Origin of the sequence: Chloroflexus islandicus, assembly GCF_001650695.1 — a bacterium.
Classification (GTDB): Bacteria; Chloroflexota; Chloroflexia; order Chloroflexales; family Chloroflexaceae; genus Chloroflexus; species Chloroflexus islandicus.
In genome coordinates, this window is sequence record NZ_LWQS01000088.1 from 1 (window position 1) to 18,859 (window position 18,859).

Annotated in this window: 17 protein-coding genes; 8 read left to right on the forward strand and 9 right to left on the reverse strand. The window is 58.7% G+C overall.

Annotation, left to right across the window (positions count from 1 at the left end):
* Position 1 precedes the first annotated feature (1 nt).
* Complete coding sequence (locus A6A03_RS21115; RefSeq protein WP_082909003.1) at positions 2-112, forward strand: UvrB/UvrC motif-containing protein; 111 nt, start codon at positions 2-4, stop codon at positions 110-112.
* A gap of 260 nt (positions 113-372) precedes the next feature.
* Positions 373-1,647: a nuclease-related domain-containing protein gene (locus A6A03_RS16870; protein WP_066790628.1), complete on the forward strand. Its 1,275-nt coding sequence runs from the start codon at positions 373-375 to the stop codon at positions 1,645-1,647.
* A 355-nt stretch (positions 1,648-2,002) separates the two neighbouring features.
* Here the strand turns inward: A6A03_RS16870 and A6A03_RS16875 are convergent, their stop codons facing one another.
* The 7 genes from A6A03_RS16875 to A6A03_RS16905 form a co-directional block, all read right to left on the reverse strand.
* Positions 2,003-3,175 carry a phospholipase D-like domain-containing protein gene (locus tag A6A03_RS16875; RefSeq protein WP_066790630.1) on the reverse strand — a complete coding sequence of 391 codons (1,173 nt, stop codon included), beginning with the start codon at positions 3,173-3,175 and terminating at the stop codon, positions 2,003-2,005.
* A gap of 448 nt (positions 3,176-3,623) precedes the next feature.
* Positions 3,624-4,109, reverse strand: a complete 486-nt coding sequence (locus tag A6A03_RS16880) for a hypothetical protein (protein ID WP_066790632.1) — start codon at positions 4,107-4,109, stop codon at positions 3,624-3,626.
* A 49-nt stretch (positions 4,110-4,158) separates the two neighbouring features.
* Entirely contained in the window at positions 4,159-5,187 is a 1,029-nt protein-coding gene (locus tag A6A03_RS16885) for an ABC transporter permease (RefSeq protein WP_066790636.1), read from the reverse strand.
* 50 nt (positions 5,188-5,237) lie between these two features.
* Positions 5,238-6,197 (reverse strand): ABC transporter permease, encoded by a 960-nt coding sequence (locus A6A03_RS16890; RefSeq protein ID WP_066790639.1) that lies wholly within the window; start codon positions 6,195-6,197, stop codon positions 5,238-5,240.
* A gap of 105 nt (positions 6,198-6,302) precedes the next feature.
* A complete protein-coding gene (locus A6A03_RS16895; RefSeq protein WP_066790641.1) occupies positions 6,303-8,114 on the reverse strand; it encodes a peptide ABC transporter substrate-binding protein in 1,812 nt (603 codons plus the stop codon).
* 450 nt (positions 8,115-8,564) lie between these two features.
* Positions 8,565-9,059: a CinA family protein gene (locus A6A03_RS16900; RefSeq protein WP_245669038.1), complete on the reverse strand. Its 495-nt coding sequence runs from the start codon at positions 9,057-9,059 to the stop codon at positions 8,565-8,567.
* 130 nt (positions 9,060-9,189) lie between these two features.
* Positions 9,190-10,575: a peptidoglycan-binding protein gene (locus A6A03_RS16905; RefSeq protein WP_245669039.1), complete on the reverse strand. Its 1,386-nt coding sequence runs from the start codon at positions 10,573-10,575 to the stop codon at positions 9,190-9,192.
* Between the two features lie 224 nt (positions 10,576-10,799).
* Here A6A03_RS16905 and A6A03_RS16910 point away from each other — a divergent pair, with 224 nt between their 5' ends.
* Positions 10,800-11,462: an endonuclease III domain-containing protein gene (locus A6A03_RS16910; protein ID WP_066790645.1), complete on the forward strand. Its 663-nt coding sequence runs from the start codon at positions 10,800-10,802 to the stop codon at positions 11,460-11,462.
* Between the two features lie 258 nt (positions 11,463-11,720).
* Here the strand turns inward: A6A03_RS16910 and A6A03_RS16915 are convergent, their stop codons facing one another.
* Positions 11,721-13,139 (reverse strand): MFS transporter, encoded by a 1,419-nt coding sequence (locus A6A03_RS16915; RefSeq protein ID WP_066790647.1) that lies wholly within the window; start codon positions 13,137-13,139, stop codon positions 11,721-11,723.
* Positions 13,140-13,262: 123 nt separating this feature from the next.
* On the opposite strand from A6A03_RS16915, the gene A6A03_RS16920 reads away from it, so the two are divergent.
* The 3 genes from A6A03_RS16920 to A6A03_RS16930 are packed head-to-tail and all read left to right on the forward strand — an operon-like array spanning position 13,263 to position 15,493.
* Complete coding sequence (locus A6A03_RS16920) at positions 13,263-14,237, forward strand: sodium-dependent bicarbonate transport family permease (protein ID WP_066790649.1); 975 nt, start codon at positions 13,263-13,265, stop codon at positions 14,235-14,237.
* Between the two features lie 15 nt (positions 14,238-14,252).
* A complete protein-coding gene (locus A6A03_RS16925) occupies positions 14,253-14,564 on the forward strand; it encodes a P-II family nitrogen regulator (RefSeq protein ID WP_066790651.1) in 312 nt (103 codons plus the stop codon).
* On the forward strand, positions 14,561-15,493 hold the full coding sequence (locus A6A03_RS16930; RefSeq protein ID WP_066790653.1) for a GNAT family N-acetyltransferase: 933 nt from the start codon (positions 14,561-14,563) through the stop codon (positions 15,491-15,493). The genes A6A03_RS16925 and A6A03_RS16930 overlap by 4 nt, the downstream gene beginning before the upstream one ends.
* Here A6A03_RS16930 and A6A03_RS16935 read toward each other — a convergent pair.
* Positions 15,449-16,471, reverse strand: a complete 1,023-nt coding sequence (locus A6A03_RS16935) for a gluconeogenesis factor YvcK family protein (RefSeq protein WP_066790654.1) — start codon at positions 16,469-16,471, stop codon at positions 15,449-15,451. The genes A6A03_RS16930 and A6A03_RS16935 overlap by 45 nt on opposite strands.
* A gap of 90 nt (positions 16,472-16,561) precedes the next feature.
* Between A6A03_RS16935 and dcm the strand changes: the two genes are divergently transcribed.
* Positions 16,562-17,566 carry a DNA (cytosine-5-)-methyltransferase gene (gene dcm, locus A6A03_RS16940; RefSeq protein WP_066790655.1) on the forward strand — a complete coding sequence of 335 codons (1,005 nt, stop codon included), beginning with the start codon at positions 16,562-16,564 and terminating at the stop codon, positions 17,564-17,566.
* A 30-nt stretch (positions 17,567-17,596) separates the two neighbouring features.
* Positions 17,597-18,616, forward strand: a complete 1,020-nt coding sequence (locus A6A03_RS16945) for a hypothetical protein (RefSeq protein ID WP_156525374.1) — start codon at positions 17,597-17,599, stop codon at positions 18,614-18,616.
* The last annotated feature ends 243 nt before the right edge of the window (positions 18,617-18,859 follow it).

The window sequence follows — 18,859 nt, forward strand, 5'->3', positions numbered from 1 at the left end:
GATGAAGCAGGCCGCGAAAGATCTAGCCTTTGAGAAAGCGGCCTCGTTGCGCGACCAGATCATCGAACTGCGCCAGACGTTGGCGTTAAGCGAGGTAGAGCACACCAGCTAAGGCGAGGGTTGTTGGCGAAGCAAGCATAATACGCGCTACCCCCGCTCCCACGCGGTAGGAGCACGAGCCGGGGAGCGCAGGCCGCTGGCCCGCCCCACCAACAGAGCGCGAGCCGGGGAGCGCGGGCCGCTGGCCCAAACACACTGGCCAATACAAATACTGGAGGAAGCCTAAAGGATACGCGAACCATTGTCATAACCCGCGATCCCCCGATCCTACCGTGTAGGAGCGATGATCGCCATACAACGAGCGAGTAACCCATGGCCGTTCAAGTCTGGATTGGCGAGAAGCCGGAACATCCCCAAGAGCGCCGCGCCATTCTGGCGCTGGCCCAAACCCTCGAAAAACTTGAGGGCTTGTTCCTGATTCTCTCCAATTTCAGCGTCGGCGGGCGCAGCATCGATCTGGTCATCATCAAACACGACGCGATTGTCATCATCGAGCTGAAACATTGCGATGGCCGCGTCATCGGCAGCGTCAACGGGCCGTGGATTGTGGAAGGCCGTAACGGCGAACAGAAACGGCTCAACCCCGGTCGCAAAAACCCCTACAATCAGGTCATTTCCTATTTTCACGCGCTGACCAACTTCCTCAACGAACACCGGCGCGAATTCCTCTCTGAGCAGAAGGCCAACACGATCGACTTTCGCACCTGCAAGCGGCTGATCGTGATCGCGCCGCGCATCGAAGAAGGATCGCAGCTCGATTTGGACTGGAAGGTGGAGGTGCGCGGGCTTGACGAGTTGCCGGCGTACATGATTACCGAACGCTCGTCAGAGATCGAGCTGACCGAAGAAGAGATGCTCGCTATCCCCAAGCTACTCCACTGCACACCGTGGACAGAGTTGAACGAGGTGGTGCAGGAGGAGAAGCCAGCCGCAGCTCCCCCGCCACCACCGCCGCTGCCGTGGCGCGAACGGATCTGGCGCGCCTTGCAGACCACCACGGGCCGGCTGGCAGCAGCCTTTGCCGCGATCGCACTGGTCTTGCTGCTCTTCCTTGTCTTCCGTCCACCCGCACCCATCCCGCGCGCCGATGCGCCGCTCGCCGTTCTCTCTGCCGGCACGCCTGCCGACGGTTCGATCATCGGCTTCAACGCGATCATCAGCCAATGCCGGTGGAATGGCTATCAACTCGTCGGCAAACGGTGGGATGCGCGCAGCCAAACGTGGCAGAATGTAGCTGCCGGCGAAGCCACTACCGGCGCTTCACCCGACATCATCGTGGCGCTCGAGCAGATCGATGCCTGCGGCGACCGGATCGAGCTGACGTGGAGCGTGCAAAACAACACGGCCCGTCCGGTCAGTTTGCCGTTGCGCCACGATAACATCAAGATCAGCGACGGGCTTGGCAACGACTATCCCATCGCCAACGACGACTCGCGTCCGGGGACTATCACCGCCCCCCCCGGCAGCCGGCAGCGCGGGGTAGCCGTCGTGCGCCGCCAACTCGCCGCCAACGCTAGCACCCTGCGCATTACCTTGCTCGAACAGCCGTTTGGCGAAGCGAGTTTTATCGTTGCGTTGCAGCCGTAGCAGGTCGATACCGGTTCCCCCATTGTCATTGCGCGCCGCGCCCTCGCAATGACAATACGACTCCCTCCCCCAGCGGGGGAGGGTTGGGGTGGGGGCCACGCACGTCCCCACGCCCCACCTATCATTGCGAGCCACGCGTAGGGGCAGAGCGCTACTCTGCCCACGCGCGGCGCAGCAATCCCCCCCAGCACGGGAGGGATGGTTGAGTGGGTTGGTCTCGCTGAAGCAGGAGATTGCTTCGGTCGGGTACCCCCAGCTACGCTGGGTGGTACCACTCCCTCGCAATGACAACGGGGAGCGCCCTCGCAATGACAATGGGCAACGGCCTGCACACTGACAGAGGAAAAGGACACGTTTACGACTGGCACCGGGTCGGGTTACGCGCCTGTTCAAACACCCGCTCAAACTCGGCCAGATATTCAGCCGCCAGCTTCGGGTCATCGATAATCAGCAAGTTCTCGTCGTTGGTGCGTTCGGCGCGGGCCGTGAAGTTGTACGAACCAGTAATCACGATCCGCTCATCAATAATGATCACCTTGTGGTGCATCGTGTAGCAATTGCCGTCTTCGAGCACCTCGACCCCGCCATCACGCAAGAGCCCGAACTCCGAACCAGTACCGCCAACATTGCGCCGCTCAAACACGCCGCGTACCGGCACCCCTGCCTGCTGGCGGGCAATCATCGCGCCAGCAATCTCGTCGCTGGTGAAGGAGAAGGCCATAAATAACACCGACCGGCGCGCGCCATTGATCAATTCAACAATCCGCGCGGCGGGTCGCTCCCGCGGGGTAAAGTAGTTCTCAATCGTCGCTTGCGCAGTGGTAATGCGGGAAAATGGCGTCTTAGCCTGCTTGCTGTTGCCGAACCGGCCCGCAGCCATCTCTGCAAACTCCACCCGATAATTCTCGACAATTTCTGGCATAGTGATGCGCAGCAGGTTATTGTTATTGCGATAGGTATCGTTGATGGTCGCATTCCACGAGCCAGTCCACACAATCTTGTTATCGATGATGATAAATTTGCTGTGGAGAAAGGCAGGAGAATCCTCCCAACTCACCGGAATACCTGCGTCTTCCAAAATTCCAGCAAATTTAGCATCAACCGGATCTGCCAAACTCTCGCGGTCAAGCGCCAACCGCACCTTGACGCCGCGCTGATGCGCGGCGACGAGGGCTTCCGCCAGTGGCTGCAAAGTATACTCAAAGGTCGCCATATCAATACTTTGGCGAGCTTGGGCAATATCGTTGAGAATATCGCGCAGGTACGGCGGCGTCACCCGGTTGCGCGGAATATCGGGGTACACTAGCGAGGGAGTGGTAAAGTAGACCGTCATACCCCCCATTTGCCCGCTGACGGTGGGGGTCGGCGGCGTTTCGATGCCAAGGAGCGATGGGTCAAGCCCAAACCGGCGCAGATCAATAATCCCGGCGGTAATCAGAAAGCCGAGCGCAAGGGTCAGAAAGAGCAAGATGATTTGGGTGCGATTGAGGCGCTGCGGCGAGCGCGATGAAGCTGGTTTTCGCGCCATAAGATCCTCACGATCGGGCAAAATGCTGTCTCATCATTATGTCATTGCGAGGGGGCGTAGCCCTTCTGTCATTGCGAGGGCGCTCCCCATTGTCATTGCGAGGGGGCGTAGCCCCCGAAGCAATCTCCCGCTTTGGCGAGAGCGAACCCACAAGCGGCTTGTTCCCGCGCTCGCAGGAGATTGCTTCGCCGCCTCCGGCGGCTCGCAATGACAATAGGACAGCCTGTCATTGCGAAGGGACGTACCCCTCTGTCATTGCAAGGGGACGCAGCCCCGTTGTCATTGCGAGGGCGCGCAGCGCCCGAAGCAATCTCCCCCTCTAGCGGAACCAACCCTCTCAGCCATCCCTCCCGTCTCACAGGAGATTGCTTCGCCGCGCCGCGCTCGGCGCGCAATGACATCGGAAAAGTGGCGGCGCGCAATGACATCAGGCAAGCGGTGCGCCATCCTACCGCCGGCCAAGGTGCGCCAACAGGCTGAGCGGCAACGCTTCCGGCCACCGGCTTGGCAAGCGGGCCGGACGAGAGGGAGATGGCGAAGTTGCGGGTGTGTCGTGCGAGACGCCTGAAGAGGCTTCCGCTGCGCTTTCCGTGCCAGTGATGAGAGAGGCCGCCGGTGGTTCAGTAACGCCAAGCGTGAGCGAGGCGGTCAACGCGGGGGCAGCCGCTGCAGGCAACGCCTTCGCCAGCGCCTGCTCAGCCGTCGCCACCGCGCCATCGGCCCGCGCCGCCACCCGCACCGCGCTGCGAATCGCCTGCGCCACCGCTTCGGCAGCCGCTTCATCAGTCGCATCGCGGGTAAGCTCAGCGGCCCGCGCTGTGGCCCAGCGCAGCAATTCCCCGGCCTGTGCATCATCTAACCCAGCGGTCAGCCGCTCATCCTCTTGGATCGCCTCAACCGCCAACTGTTGCAATGGCGTCAGGTGATGGGTCATAGTCGAGTTCCGGTGACAAACAACGCCTGTATCCCGGCATCATTGTACCTCACAACCGCGACCGCGGATCGAGCGCGTCGCGCAACCCGTCACCGACAAAATTGATGCTCAGCACCGTCAAAAAGATCAACCCGCCGGGGAACAGCGCCAACCACGGCGCTGCTTGCAGATACTGGCTGCCATCGGTCACTAGCCGGCCCCACGTTGGCGTGTCAGGCGGGAAACCTACCCCAAGGAAAGAGAGGGTCGACTCGGTGATAATCGCGCTGCCGACTTCGAGGGTGGCGGCGACGATGATCGGGCCAATCGCATTCGGCAGAATATGGCGGAACATAATGGCTGGACGGCTCACCCCCAGCGCCGTCGCCGCCTCGACAAACTCCTTCTCTTTCAGCGAGAGGAACGACGCGCGCACGATGCGGGCCGTGCTCATCCATGCCAGACAGCCGATCACCGTCACCACAATCGTAAAGATCCCGGCTTCAGGCGATCCCATTGCCTTGATCACCGGATCGCGGAACAGATAGACCACCAGCAAGGTAAGCGGAATCACCGGCAGCGAGAGGAAGAGGTCGGTAATCCGCATCAAAATCTGATCAACGATCCCGCCAAAAAACCCTGCCGTCGCGCCGATAATCGTGCCAAGCGAAATCGCAATTGCCATCGCCGTCAAACCGACCAACAACGACACCCTGCCGCCGTACAGCGCGCGGGCCAGCAGATCGCGACCAAGGTCATCGGTACCGAAGGGATGGATGGCGCTAGGGCCAGACAGAATGCTCATGAAGTCGAGATGGTCGATCGCCGTTTGCAGGTCAACCCGCTCTTGCAAAAACGGCGACCCGATCGCCGCAAGTTCGGCGGCCAAGCGTGGAATGTAGAAATACGGGCCAATAAACGACATCAACGCCAGTGTCAGCAACACGACCACCCCTAACATCGCCAGCCGGTGCCTGCGGAAGCGCCGCCACGCATCGCTGAGCAAGGTGCGTGGCTTGGCCGGCATCCGGCTAGTCATCTGCTGGGCGCGGGCGCTGGCAGAGAGACCGACCGCGCCATTGAGTTCTATTTCAGCCATCGAACGCTCACCCTTTCCGATGATGACCCTAGACAAAACCGTGTGGTGGATTACGAATACCGCACCCGTGGATCGAGCACGCCGTACAGAATATCGGCAATCAGGTTAAACACCACCGTTAGAATGGCAAAGATAAACGTCAAGGCCATCACCACCGGCGTATCAGAATTATTGATTGAGGTGATCAACAGCGCACCCAACCCATTCACCCGGAACAGGTTCTCGGTAATGATTGCGCCGGCAAAAATGGTCGGAATACCGAGCGCAATCAGCGTCACCACCGGAATCAGACTATTGACCAGCACATGGCGCAGCACCACCATGCGGTCGCTGAGACCTTTGGCCCGCGCCGTGCGCACATAATCAAGGTTCAGGTTATCGAGCATCGACGAGCGCATAAAGCGGGTCAGCGCCGCCGTCTGCTGCACGACCAGCACCATGACCGGCAGCGTCATCTGCCGGACTTGCTGGGTGAAGGTATCCCAGTCAACGATTTGCAACGTAGTATTGTAAACAATCGGAAACCACTTCAGATTAATCGCAAACACCAGCATCAAGACTAGACCGGTGAAAAACGAGGGCACCGAAAAGCCGACAAACGCAAAAAAGGTGGCGACGTTATCAAAAATTGAATATTGCTTAACGGCAGAGATAATCCCAATCGGGATGGCCAGCAAGACCGCGATCAGATAGGCGGTACCAACAACGATCAAGGTCTGCGGCAACCGCTGCCAAATCAGATCGAGCACCGGCCCGCGGGTGCCGAATGAAAAACCCCAATCACCGCGCAGCAGCGAGGTAAGCCAGCGCACGTAGCGCACCGGCCATGGTTGGTCGAGACCAAACTGAACCCGGATCAATTCACGGGTCGACTCAGGAATCGCTGGATTGAGCGCAAATTGCGCCAATGGATCGCCGGGGGCAAGCGCAAGCACAGCAAAAATCACGAAGCTGATAATTAAGAGGGTGGGAATCGCGATCAGAATGCGCCGAATGATATATTGCAACATAGTATATCGCCCCCAGGCCGCACACAATGCTACCTAATCACATATCGAACATGGCAGAGACGCACAATTGTGCGCCTCTGCCACCTCTCTAGTCAGCGTCACCGCTTAGGGTACGCGTCGCCACGTCGCAATATTCCAAATGCTGCTATCGAACGTATTGAAGGTCGGGCCTTCAAGGTTCTTCAGCTTGGCATTGGGCGTGCGACGATTGATCAGCGGGATCACCGCGCCATCATTCACCAGCAGATCATTCATCTGGATCGCCAGTTGCGCGCGGCGCTCCTGATTGAGTTCCTTCTTCAACTGCTCGAAGAGCGCGTCGTATTCCGGGTTGCAGTAGCGACCATTGTTGCTGCCATTCCACTGGTTGGCCGATGACGACACTTCAGCGCAGATCCAGCCTTGCAGGTATTGCTGCGGATCAGCCGAATTCGGGCCATTGGTGTACATTTGCAGGTCGGCGTAGAACTTGTTCAGCGTATCGGGGTTACCCGGATCGCCGCCGAAGAAGACCGCCGCGTCAATCGCCTTGACGTTCACCTGAATGCCGATTTCGGCGAGGTTCGACTTGATAATCGCCTGCGAGCTCTGGCGCAGCGTGTTAATGCTGGTCTGGAAGCTGACAATCAGCTTGACGCCATTCTTCTCGCGCACCGGGCCGTTGCGCACCCAGCCGGCCTCGTCAAGAATGCGGTTGGCTTCGGCCACGTCGCGATCACACTTGGTATTGGGTGAATTGACCGCTGCCGGCACCACCAAGATATTGCAGGTCGGCTCGCCGGTTGGGCCATAGAGCTGATCGTCAATCGCCTTGCGATCGATCGCCAGCGAGATCGCGCGCCGCACCGCCGGATCGGTCAAGAACGGATGCGGCTGATCCGGCTCGCTGCGCTTGTCACCCAAGGCCGGATCGGGGTTGGCAAAGTTGACCACGATGCGCTCGACACCGAACAAACCGCCGGCAATGGCATCACACTTGCCGCTGGCCAAAATCGGCTCGAGCACTGCCTTCGGGATCTGCAAGTTCCACGCGAAGTCAACTTCAGCCGTCTCGCAGACCGCGCGCGCCGCCGAGGTAGCATCACCGCCACCCTTGATCTCGACCTCATCAAAGAAGACCTTATCGGCATCGCGGAAGAAGGGGTTGCGCTCGTAGATCACCGTATCGCCGGGGCGGAACTCGCGCAGCTTCCACGCATTGGTACCGATCGGGGCCAGATTAGCCGCTTGGCACTCGGCGCTGGTGCTGGCCGCCGCGCCAATGCAGTTACCAAACTGCTTCTGCTGCAAGATCATGCCGAAGGGGCCCACGAAGGCAATGTACGGATCGGCGGTCGGTTCCTTCCACGTAATCTTCAACGTGGTGTCATCGATCTTCTCGATGTTCGCAATCGGATCGAAGGCCGCCTTGGTAGTGCAGGCTGTCGCCGGCTCGGCGCAGTACTTCCACGTGAAGATAATATCGTCAATCGTGAAGTCAGTGCCATCCGACCACTTGAGACCCGGCTTGATCTTCCACGTCACGCTGGTGCCGTCAGCCGCAACGCCGCCATTCGCAATGGTCGGAATTTCAGCGGCGAGGAAGGGCACCAGCTCGTCCTTCTCGTTATAGCGAGCCAGCGGCTCCAGAATGACGGTTGCGCCGTCGAAGTCCTTGGTGCCGGTCGCCAAGTGCGGGTTGAGCGTCGTCACTGCTTGCCAATACAGAATCGTCAGCTTACCGCCCTGCTGTGCTGCCGGCGGTGTGGTCGGTTGCGGCGCAGCCGTCGGTTGCTCAGGTGCAGCCGTCGGTTGCGGCGCAGCCGTCGGCGCCGGAGCGGCTGTTGCCGGCGCGGCAGGGGCTGCGGTCGGCTGCGCTTGCGGTTGGCCGCTGCCGCACGCCGCCAGAATCATTGCTGCCACTGCCATCAGGGTCATCCATGCCCAAAGCCGTTTGTGCGACACAGAAACCTCCTCACTCCTAGAACGAACCACCCTCTATGATGACTAGAGCTGGCAGCAGCAACGATTGGCTCGCACCCGATGCGACGTTGCCCAACGCCGCAGAGTATCTGATGGTTCACTCCCGTGCTGCTCCCACCTCGCCATCCGTAACCAATCGCGCCAACATGGCGCTCAGAAACTGAGGTAGGCCAAATAAGCGGTCGATCAACCGTTGATGACTCCCGCTCGCGTTGCTTAGCACAACTTTGTGTGGCGCACTCGATTCACCATGCGCTGATTTGGAGACGTGCAGAATGCCTGAACAGTACCATAGGGCGGGCAAATTGTCAAGAAATCGAGTCATGTTGCACCGGAATGCGCTATTCTTCACGAAGTCGTCTGAAGCTGCGGGCAAATGTGGTGTAAATAAAAATGGGAAGGCAGTTACGATGGAATGCCACACGCGCGGGCGATTTCATCAATCAGCCAGCGGCTGATCTGGATTTCTTGATCGAGCCGGTGCTGGCCGGCGCGATTGAGCGTAAGATGGCCGGTCTCGATGCCGGTGGCGCTGGAGATGGCGAGAAAAGCGTGGTCAGCGCCGCGCCGTTCGCGATCGGTGATGATCGCCGCCGTGAGGCCAACTCCTAGCAACGGCCATTCACCATCACACAACGCTTGCGCTCGCCGGTAGGCCCACGCTGCCATCGCTTGCGCCGTTTCGGCGCTGACCGCCGGGGCATTGAGATCACCGGTGAGTGACAAGCGCGACCGGGTTGAGTAGGCGTCAATCGCTTCTAGCACGGTGCGCGATGATCCAGCAATCGCATGCAGCCACGCCAATCCTACGCTGCCGGCGCCGGCAAACGCCAGCACCAGCCGGTGCGGTGCGGCGTGAATGGCGGTAATCCGTTCGGCAAGATCAGACGGGATCATCATCAGTGTTGTGTATCTTCAGTTCTTGATGATTTCGACACCGGCATGATGCGCTGGCGATGAAGCGTGTGACGGGCAACCGGCCCCCAATACAGCGATGCGCCTGCCCGCGCAATGCCAGCAGGTTGTCCCCTCACAACGCAATGCTGCGGGCCAACAACGCCTGCCACGTCGCACAATCAATGCTATCCCCTGCTGGCAGACCGGCGGCGGCGCGGAAGGCGCGGACAGCAACGGCGGTCGCTGGGCCGAACAGACCGTCAATCGGGCCGGGATCAAAACCGAGCGCCGCCAGCCGGCCCTGCGCGTCGGCAACCGCCGGATCGTAGCGGCGCTCTGCCGCTGCTTGCGGGTTCAGCGGGGAGAAGAGCGCGCAATCACGCGCTGCCAGATCCGCCGCCGGCGCCCACGTGAGGGCAAACCCGGCGGCAGCGGTGATGAGCGGCGGCAGCGCCGGATCAGCCGGCAACCAGACTACCGGCTCACTATCGGCAAAGCGCACCAGCGCACCCCGCCCTTGCCAATCCCACAAGACCAGCACCGGTTCGTCGAATTGTTCTGGTCGCAGCGGCGTGATCACGCCATCATCGCTGACCTGCACCATCTGCGGGCGGAAGGGGTAGTCCCAGCTATATTCGCTGGCTGGCGCCATTTCCACAAACGCATAGATCACGCCATCGGCCAGCCGTTGCGGCGCGCGCACCAGCGGGATCGCTGTTTCACTGCTCGCAAGAACTGCGAATTCCTCGCCACTAATAGCGTCGATCCGGTAGAGACCAAACCGGATATCAGGGCCGGGGCCGCCGCCGGCCACCGTTATCTCGCGGCTATCAACGCTCCACAGCTCCTCTTCGCAACAACTAAAGGCGCGCACCGGCTCGTCTTCCGGCCCGATAATCACCGCTTCACCGCCGGGTATGCCCATTTCCGGCAGCATCACTGCAAACAGCAAGAGCTGTACTCCGCTTGGCGACCACGCAACCGGTAGGTAACGCCACGCCGGATTGGCGAAATCTGGTTCAGCCGGCTCAGGATCATCGGCAATCCCCAAGCTAGGCCGACCGCCAGTGATGTCACTGAAGTATACACCGCTCGGCGCATCATCCTGCCCAATGATCAAACCGGGGGCCGGATCGGTGAGATGGTAGACGACATATTGACCATCCGGCGAAATGCGGGGATGGCTAATAGCCCGTTCGCTCACGAGCATCCGCCGGCCCGCACCATCAAGGACAACCAGTTCATCGCCGGTGAGGTAGACCAGCGTCCCGTTCTCGGCGACGCTCAGCTCGCGCACCGGCTGCGGTTCGTAGGTGATCTGGACGAGGCGGTTGCCGTCAGGTTCGAGCCGCATGACCTGACCGTTTTGGATCACATAGACTGGGGCGGGAAGGGTCACGGCAGGGACAGGCGTAGGTGAGGCTGTTGCTGCCGTTGCGGTGGCTGGCGGCAGCGTGGGGATAGCAGTTGGCAGCTCTGGCGAGGGCAAGGTGGTGACAGCGGTTGGCAACTCTGCCACAGGCGTGGCCGTGGGCGAAGGCACGGGCGTGGGTGGCGCAGGAGCGCAGGACGCGAGCAGAAGTGTGATCATCCACCAGATAAACCAACGCTTATTCACAAACATGCTCCTGTAGCCGAACTACGACTGAGTGCCACACGCTAGGGGCTGCCGCTCGCGCCAATGATTTCGAGTATCATCATACGGCACGCCAGCGCAGTTGGCTAGGAGGAAGAGGAGGTTTTGTGACGGCGACGCAGTTCCCAATCGAGCAGGTGTTAGAGACGCTGGAACGCGAACTGGCCAAGTTTACGCTCCCGCTGATTGACCAGATGGGGGAAGTGAGCAAGACGCCATTCCGCATTTTGATTGCCACCATCCTCAGCCTGCGCACCAAAGACACCCTGACCGCTGTGGTGGCGCCGCGCTTGTTTGCGGTTGCCGATACGCCGGCAGCAATGCTGGAATTGGGTGAAGAGCGCATTGCCGAACTGATCTATCCGGTCGGCTTTTACCGGGTCAAAGCGCGCCAGATTGTCGCTATCTGCCGGATTTTGCTGGAACAGTACAATGGCGAAGTGCCGTCTGACCTTGATGAACTGCTCAAGCTGCCCGGCGTGGGCCGCAAGACGGCCAATCTGGTGGTGACCGCCGGCTTTGGCCTGCCCGGCATCTGCGTTGACATTCACGTCCACCGCATCTGCAACCGGTGGGGGTACGTGCAAACCCGCACCCCGGAAGAGACCGAAATGGCGCTGCGGGCCAAACTGCCGCAACAGTATTGGATCCCGATCAACCGGCTGTTGGTAACGTTGGGCCAAAACATCTGCCACCCCACGTCGCCGAAGTGCAGTATTTGCCCGATCCGCGACGTGTGCCCGCGAATCGGGGTCACGCGCAGCCGGTGACTCAGAGGCGCAGAGCATGTAAACGCAAAGGGCGCAAAGGGGATTAACGCAAAGGCGCAAAGGACGCTAAGAGCGCAGAGGTTTTGGAAGGGGGGCCAATAGGGAGGTTGGTGGTTTTACCGAGATCTACGGGCGGCATGATAGATGCTGGTGTACAGATCGAACCAGTATAGCCCCCACCCTATATCATCTCTGCGTCCTTTGCGCTCTCTGCGCCTTTGCGTTAGGCGTTCCCTGCGTCTCTGCCTCCTTTGCGCCTTAGTCTCGGTTGTGGCGCTCCGCCAGCCGCGCCAGCGTCTCGGCGTGGCTGGCTTTGGTGATCGGGTAGAAGGCGGTCAAGATCATGCCGCAGATCAAGATCACCGTCGGCAGCGGGCCAATCAGCAGGCGAATCGCCAACAACGCGCTTTCCGGCTGCTGGCCGGGTTGCAGACTTTCGTTGAAACCGGCAAATTGCAGAGCCAGACCGACCAAAAACAGACCGAGCGCCAACCCCATCTTTTGCAGCAGCACCATAAACCCGTAGAACATTCCCTCGCGACGCTGGCCGGTTTCTAATTCATCGAGCTCGATCACATCGGGCATCATGCTCCACGGAATGAGGTAGGCAGTGGCCACGCCGGCCCCGGCCACCACGCCAAGCACAATCGCCAACGCGATCTGTTCGGGTTGGAGAAAAAAGAGAAACGCTTGCACGCCAATCCAGATCAGACTACCGATCATATAGACCGCCTTCTTGCCGATCCGGCGGCTGACTGCGCTCCACACAAACAGAAAGACCAGCGCCGAGCCTTGCACGGCAAAGAGCATAATCGGGATCAGATCGTTGGCGCTGCCAAACGTGAGGCCGAAGGCGGAAGCCGGGAACTGGGGCACGCTGCCCAGCCAAAAGACGATAAAGAAGGTCAACACGCTCGACGTGACCTGCACCGCCAGCCACGAAAACATATAGATGCCGACCACAAAGAGGAACGGGCGATTCTTGAACACATAGCGAATCTGATCGGGCAGGCTAAGTTCTTCGGCGCCGGGTTCCGGCTCGTAGCGTTCGCGGGTGCCAAAGAAACACCAGAGGAAAGGCAGCGCGATCAGCAACCCAACCACCGCTCCCGACACCAGATATCCGGTCTGCTGATCGGCAAACTGGCCAACGATAATCTGGTGCAAAATCCCGCCGAGCAAGCTACCGCCGATGCTAAAAGCGAAACGGTAGGAATTGAGCGCGGTACGTTCGTCGTAATCGCGGGTCAATTCGGGCGTGAGCGCCGTATAGGGGACATTGACCACCGTAAAGGCCGTATCAAAGAGCAGCGCAATGACCAGATAGTAGATAAACTTGCCGGTAATATCAAATGGCGGCACCACCCACTGTAAAAAGAAGAGGATGCCAAACGGCGCAGCGCCGAAGAGCAACCATGGCCGCCGCCGGCCCCACCGGGTCTGGGTCTTGTCGGTCAACCAACCGATAATCGGATCGTTGACGGCATCCCAAATCTTGACGATCAGCAGAATGGTGCCGGCCAGACCGGGCGGCAATCCGGCAATGGTGGTCAAGAAATAGAGTTGGAAGAACGAAGCCACAATCGTGGCAATCGCCGGGCCGAGATCACCGGCGCCGAAGGCGAGGCGAGTAGCGAGCGGCAGACGCTCTGATGATGCCGGCGTCGTGGCGGCCATAGGGTGCAACTCCTTGTGTGCAGAACAACGAACGATGGCTAATATTGTATCATTGTCAACGCCGTTACGCGAAATGATAGGATACACACTATAGGCAAAAGCGCGCTTGCACAAGGGAAGGGTATGGCTATTCTTGAACTGATGCAGATCAATCTGCTCTCGCCGATGGTGTTGGCGTTTGCGCTCGGCATCATTGCCACGTTGGTGCATAGCGACCTGAAGTTACCCGATGAACTGTACACGACCTTGTCGATTTACCTTTTGTTAGCGATCGGCCTCAAAGGCGGCATCGCACTGGCCGAGACGAGTCTGGCCGTCTTTTGGGCGCCGGCGCTGGCAACCCTCATCTTAGGCGTGATCATCCCGCTGATTGCCTATGCTGCCGCTCGCCGGATCGGAAAGTTGAGCATCGCCGATTCGGCGGCGCTAGCGGCGCACTACGGTTCGGTGTCGGCAGTGACGTTTGCCGCATCGCAGACGTTTCTCGATACGATCGGGATCAAGTTTGAAGGCTTTATGCCGGCGCTGGTAGCGATTCTTGAGGTGCCGGCGATTGTGATTGCGCTGCTGATTGCGCAGATGGCGGGCGGGCAGCAAGGCGGCGACTGGAAGGCCGCTGTGCGCGAATTGCTCACCAGCAAGAGCATTTTGCTCCTCGTTGGCGGTATGGCAATCGGCTGGCTGGCCGGCCCGCGCGGCGGCAAAGAGGTCGCGCCGCTGTTTGTTGATCTATTTAAAGGTGCGCTCACCTTCTTTCTGTTGGAATTGGGCATGGTCGCGGCCCGCCGGTTCCGCGATTTGCCGGCGGCAGGCTTGTTTCTGCTCGGCTTTGCGATTATCATGCCAATCATCAACGGCACGCTCGGAGTCTGGCTCGGACATCTCGCCGGTCTCTCGCTCGGCGGTAGTACGATTTTGGGAGTCTTAGCTGCCAGCGCCTCGTATATTGCGGCGCCGGCGGCGGTGCGCATCGCTTTGCCGCAAGCTAACCCCGGCTTCTACCTGACTGCGGCGCTCGGTATCACCTTCCCGTTCAACCTTGCCATCGGACTACCCCTCTACTACACACTGGCGACATGGATTACCGGCGGGGCATGAGGAAGGATCAGCATTATGGAGTTAACTACCGTCAAACTGGTCACTATCATCTCTGAAGCAATTCTGGAAGAGCGCATCTTGCACGACCTACGCCAGCTCGGTGCGCGTGGCTACACTGTCGGCGCAGTGCGCGGCGAGGGCACCCGCGGCGTGCATGCCAGCGAGTGGGAGGGGAAGAGCCTGCGGATCGAAACGCTGGTCGCACCAGACGTCGCCGAGAGTATCCTGCAACATCTGGCCGCAACTTACTTCCCGCACTTCGCCGTGATCGCGTATATGACTGATGTGCAAGTGGTGCGCGGCGAGAAGTTTCGTGGCCAGCAATGAAGGTTCACATCCACGAGCTGTCAACGAGCGATTACGCACACGTGATCGCATTGGCCCGACGGAGCCTGAGCGATCCGGTTGATGAGCGGCTGATCAGACGTCTGTTGGCCGCCGAACCCGCTGCGCGGCCTGAGCTGCATGTGGCAGCGTGGCGCGGCCAGCACCTGATCGGTGTAGCGTTAGGGAGTGTGCGCCGGCATGATGACCTGCTCACAGGCGGGCCGCGCTTGTTGGCGGTTGACCCAGCGTGGCAACGTCGCGGCATTGGCGCCCGCTTGCTGAGTGAACTCGAACAGCGGCTGCAAGCCATCGGCGTACACGAGCTGCGGGTAGGCAATCTCGCGCCTAACTATCTTTGGCCGGGAGTGCCGGAGACGAATCTGGCGATGCAGGCGCTGTTGGCCCAACAAGGGTACGAGCTGGCCGGGGAAACGCTCAATATGACCGTTGAGCTGAACGGGCGCGACTGGTTAGCCGGCATCGATCCGAAACAATGGAGTATCCGGCGCGCCCGCTATGGCGAGACAGACCTTGCGGCGTGGGCAGGTGAGCGTTGGGGCGCGGCATGGCAGTGGGAAGCCATGCAAGCGGTGAGCGTCGATCCCCCGACTGCACTCGTCGCCGAACGTGATGGGGAGTACGGCGGCTTTGCGTGCTGGGATGTGAGCGGGTTCTGGGGCACCTTTGGGCCAACCGGTGTTGATGAAGCGTTGCAAGGCCATGGTCTTGGCCGCACGCTGCTCTGCGCCACATTGGCCGCCATGGCGAGCGCCGGCTATCGCCAGATCGAAATTAGTTGGGTCGGGCCGCAAGCATTCTACACCCGCATCGCCGGCGCTCGTCCCGGACGGATCTGTTTGCTGTATCGCAAGCCAGTCACCAGCTTAGCCGGCCCGATCGAGCGCGATCTTCCACAGCGCCAGCCCTAACGTCTGGGGATCATGGCGGATAGTATCAGCCTTATTCCACAACTCACGCGGGCCGGGGTCAGATTCAGCCAGCTCGCGCACCAGCGGCTCAACCCCAAGTGTACGAATCGCCTGCCGGTCAGCATCAGTCACCAGCAGCGGGTGCAGACCGGCGGCGCTATAGCGGGCCGCCACCGCCGGGTGCAGCGCATTGGCATCGTTGATCAGAGCCACATCGAGCACACCGGGGCCGAGCACTTCAACCAACCGCGCCACATGATCGGCGATCGTCATGCCATCGGTCTGGCCGGGTTGGGTCGTAGTATTGCAGACAAAGACGACGGTGGCCGGTGTGGCCCGCAGCGCCTCGACCACCCCATCAAAGCAGAGGGTGGCCAAGAGCGACGTGTAAAAACTGCCCGGCCCGATCACAACCAGATCGGCGGCAGCGATAGCCTCTAGCGCCGGCGGGTGTGCGGCAGCCGGCGGATCGAGGAACAGCCGGCGGATCGGCGGCTTGCCCAGCGCGCGCACCGCCGCCTCTTCGACCACGATCCGGCCATCGGCCAACTCAGCGCACAGGCGAGTATTCGCTGTCGAAACGGGCAGCACCTGCTCAGGGCAAGCCAGCATCTGGCGGGCCATGGCGACTGCCGTTGCCAGATCACCCTCCATCTGGGCCAAACCAGCCAAGATGAGATTGCCCACCGCCATGCCATCGAGCAAGGGCAGAGCGGAACTGCGCAACCGGTACTGCATCAACCGCGCCAACGGGCTATCTGGATCAGCCGCCAGCGTCGCCAACAGATTCCGCAGATCACCGGGAGCGGGAATATCGGCGATCATCCGGGCAGCGCCGGTGCTGCGGCCCGAATCGGTCACCGCGATGATCGCCGTCCGTCCGGCAAAAAAGGGCCGCGCGCCAAGCAACACCTGCGCGCTGCCGCCGCCGCCGCCGAGCGCGACAAGGCGAAGGGAAGGGAGATCGGGTTGGGACATGGGAGGCTCCTTGTAATAAACTTGACAGCCATTAAACCATACTGTATACATCAACTACGTTCAAACGCAACCAATTCGGACGTGCTCCTTATGGATAAGACAATCACCTTCATTGACCTATTTGCCGGCATTGGCGGCATCCGGCTAGCCTTTGAACGAGCGGGCGCAACCTGCGTCTTCTCGTCTGAATGGGATAAGATGGCCTGTCGCACATACGAAGCGAATTTTGGTGAAAGGCCTGCTGGTGATATCACGCAAATACCAGCAGAGGACATTCCTGATCACGATATCTTGACTGCTGGTTTTCCTTGCCAACCTTTCAGCATCGCTGGAGTAACAAAGCATAATGCACTCGGCAATGCGCACGGATTTGCTCATACCACCCAAGGCACTCTCTTTTTCGATGTAGCGCGTATCATCGAACGTAAGAGACCGCGCGCATTTTTGTTAGAAAATGTCAAAAACCTTATCAGCCATGATCGAGGAAAAACCTTCCGGATCATTTACGAAACCCTTACAGAAGAACTAGGCTATTTTGTCTACTATAAAGTCATTGATGCACGCTTCCTTGTACCACAACACCGTGAGCGAATCTATATCGTTGGTTTTTCGGATCCGATCGCATTTGAATTTCCAACTATTCATGATCAAAAACCAAAATTAAGAGACATTCTTGAAGCTGATGTCGATCCGAAATACACACTTACCGATCATTTATGGAGCTATTTGCAACAATATGCTGAAAAACACCGATCCAAAGGTAATGGCTTTGGTTTTGGCCTAGCTGATCTCAATCAAGTGACCCGTACATTAAGCGCCCGCTATTATAAAGACGGTTCTGAAATCTTGATCCCACAAGAAGGCAAAAACCCGCGCCGTCTCACGCCGCGCGAATGCGCCCGCTTAATGGGTTTTCCAGAGAGTTTTAAGATTGTCTGTAGCGATACAAGCGCCTATCGGCAATTTGGCAATTCTGTGGTTGTACCAGTAGTTGAACTAATTGCAAAAGAGATGATAAAAGCCTTGCATAATCCCGCTCCAAAGCGCGAGCAAGCTTATAATTTGCGCTTGTTTGAATTATGTGAAACAAGTTAGCTTAACACTACAAGCAAGGATACCAACCAAATGCCAAGCCATTTTTCCACCGACGACGCAACGGCATATTTGCAAAGTGTGATAGTAAATAATAAAGCGCGAGGCATGATTGCCGAGATCGAATTAGAAAACTTCGTGCATCCATCACAAAAATTTCTTTCAGGAGCTTGGATTATCTCGCCCAAAACACCGCAATTTTACCAGTATCGCTATGCGGTTTTTGTTCTCCCTGAGCTTTATCACGATGATCAAGAAATAACTCAAGCGGTTGCTAATTGGAATAAGAACAGGGGTTTTCAAGCCATAGCCACATTTCTTAACGAGAGTGGAATCGGAGTAATCGTTGCCGGAGCGATAGGCTCACCAGAAAATATCGATCAACTATCTTGGCAAAACTACCTATACGCCAATGAACAGCTCACCCCTTCCGATCATCTGTTTGCCCGTTGGCCAGAGCGCGGACGCAGTGCGCGCGGCAACATTTGGCATGAAGACATCAAAAACCGATTCTCGCACGCAAGTGAAGCTCAACTTACGGCCCTTACGCTACGACAAGCCTTCTATTACAGCTATCTCAAGCAGCATCTACACAAATCATTAGCTGATCCCTATGATGTCGATCTGTTCATCGCCGGTTTTCGCGGTACTGTATTACCGGTCGAGGTTAAGGAGAAAAGCCCAACCGAGCGCGGTGATTTCGGGCTAGATGCTGGTCGCATATTAATGATGCTGCGTCTATGTCTTGCGACCCAAAGCAACGGTATGTATGTGATCCGCCAAGTGCATGCTGACGAACAACGGAGTTTTGTTGGGTGGCGTTATACTCTGTTATCCGATATTGTCATGGGTTGTAGCTGGAACTTGCAGGCTGGCGGGAGAGGAATGCTTGGCGGTATGACCCAAACAGTGATGCTATCAGGTGAACTATTCAAGCCTTTTCATCCAGATCTGCTGACTGAAGATTGGCTGCAACGCTACGGCAATTTAACCAATTCAGTTCGTGAGTTGGCCGGAGTTTTCGCTAAGCAATTATCAGCTTTTCTGCCATAGCGAACTGTTTTGGTATTTATATCCAGTGTGAACAGCTGATAATCCAGTTTAACTGCAGCGCACCTTTTTGGCTACCAAGAAAGGAAGGAGAGGGAGGGTTAGCTATTTCAAACACACCACAATCTCGTACAGTAGTCCCCCATATCCCGCCACGAGGTGCTACGGATGAACACCCCCCAAACCGCTTACCAACGGATCGACCGCTCGGTCTCGTTTGCGCAAGCCAACCTTGGCGCGCTGATG

What these genes read in the sequence shown, in the direction of transcription:
- A6A03_RS16880 (WP_066790632.1), bottom strand. Translation starts at nt 4,109, where the DNA reads ATGACCCATCACCTGACGCCATTGCAACAGTTGGCGGTTGAGGCGATC.
- A6A03_RS16925 (WP_066790651.1), top strand. Translation starts at nt 14,253, where the DNA reads ATGGAGTTAACTACCGTCAAACTGGTCACTATCATCTCTGAAGCAATT.
- A6A03_RS16900 (WP_245669038.1), bottom strand. Translation starts at nt 9,059, where the DNA reads ATGATGATCCCGTCTGATCTTGCCGAACGGATTACCGCCATTCACGCC.
- A6A03_RS16945 (WP_156525374.1), top strand. Translation starts at nt 17,597, where the DNA reads ATGCCAAGCCATTTTTCCACCGACGACGCAACGGCATATTTGCAAAGT.
- A6A03_RS16935 (WP_066790654.1), bottom strand. Translation starts at nt 16,471, where the DNA reads ATGTCCCAACCCGATCTCCCTTCCCTTCGCCTTGTCGCGCTCGGCGGC.
- A6A03_RS21115 (WP_082909003.1), top strand. Translation starts at nt 2, where the DNA reads ATGAAGCAGGCCGCGAAAGATCTAGCCTTTGAGAAAGCGGCCTCGTTG.
- A6A03_RS16890 (WP_066790639.1), bottom strand. Translation starts at nt 6,197, where the DNA reads ATGTTGCAATATATCATTCGGCGCATTCTGATCGCGATTCCCACCCTC.
- A6A03_RS16920 (WP_066790649.1), top strand. Translation starts at nt 13,263, where the DNA reads ATGGCTATTCTTGAACTGATGCAGATCAATCTGCTCTCGCCGATGGTG.
- A6A03_RS16875 (WP_066790630.1), bottom strand. Translation starts at nt 3,175, where the DNA reads ATGGCGCGAAAACCAGCTTCATCGCGCTCGCCGCAGCGCCTCAATCGC.
- A6A03_RS16915 (WP_066790647.1), bottom strand. Translation starts at nt 13,139, where the DNA reads ATGGCCGCCACGACGCCGGCATCATCAGAGCGTCTGCCGCTCGCTACT.
- A6A03_RS16895 (WP_066790641.1), bottom strand. Translation starts at nt 8,114, where the DNA reads ATGACCCTGATGGCAGTGGCAGCAATGATTCTGGCGGCGTGCGGCAGC.
- dcm (WP_066790655.1), top strand. Translation starts at nt 16,562, where the DNA reads ATGGATAAGACAATCACCTTCATTGACCTATTTGCCGGCATTGGCGGC.
- A6A03_RS16870 (WP_066790628.1), top strand. Translation starts at nt 373, where the DNA reads ATGGCCGTTCAAGTCTGGATTGGCGAGAAGCCGGAACATCCCCAAGAG.
- A6A03_RS16930 (WP_066790653.1), top strand. Translation starts at nt 14,561, where the DNA reads ATGAAGGTTCACATCCACGAGCTGTCAACGAGCGATTACGCACACGTG.
- A6A03_RS16885 (WP_066790636.1), bottom strand. Translation starts at nt 5,187, where the DNA reads ATGGCTGAAATAGAACTCAATGGCGCGGTCGGTCTCTCTGCCAGCGCC.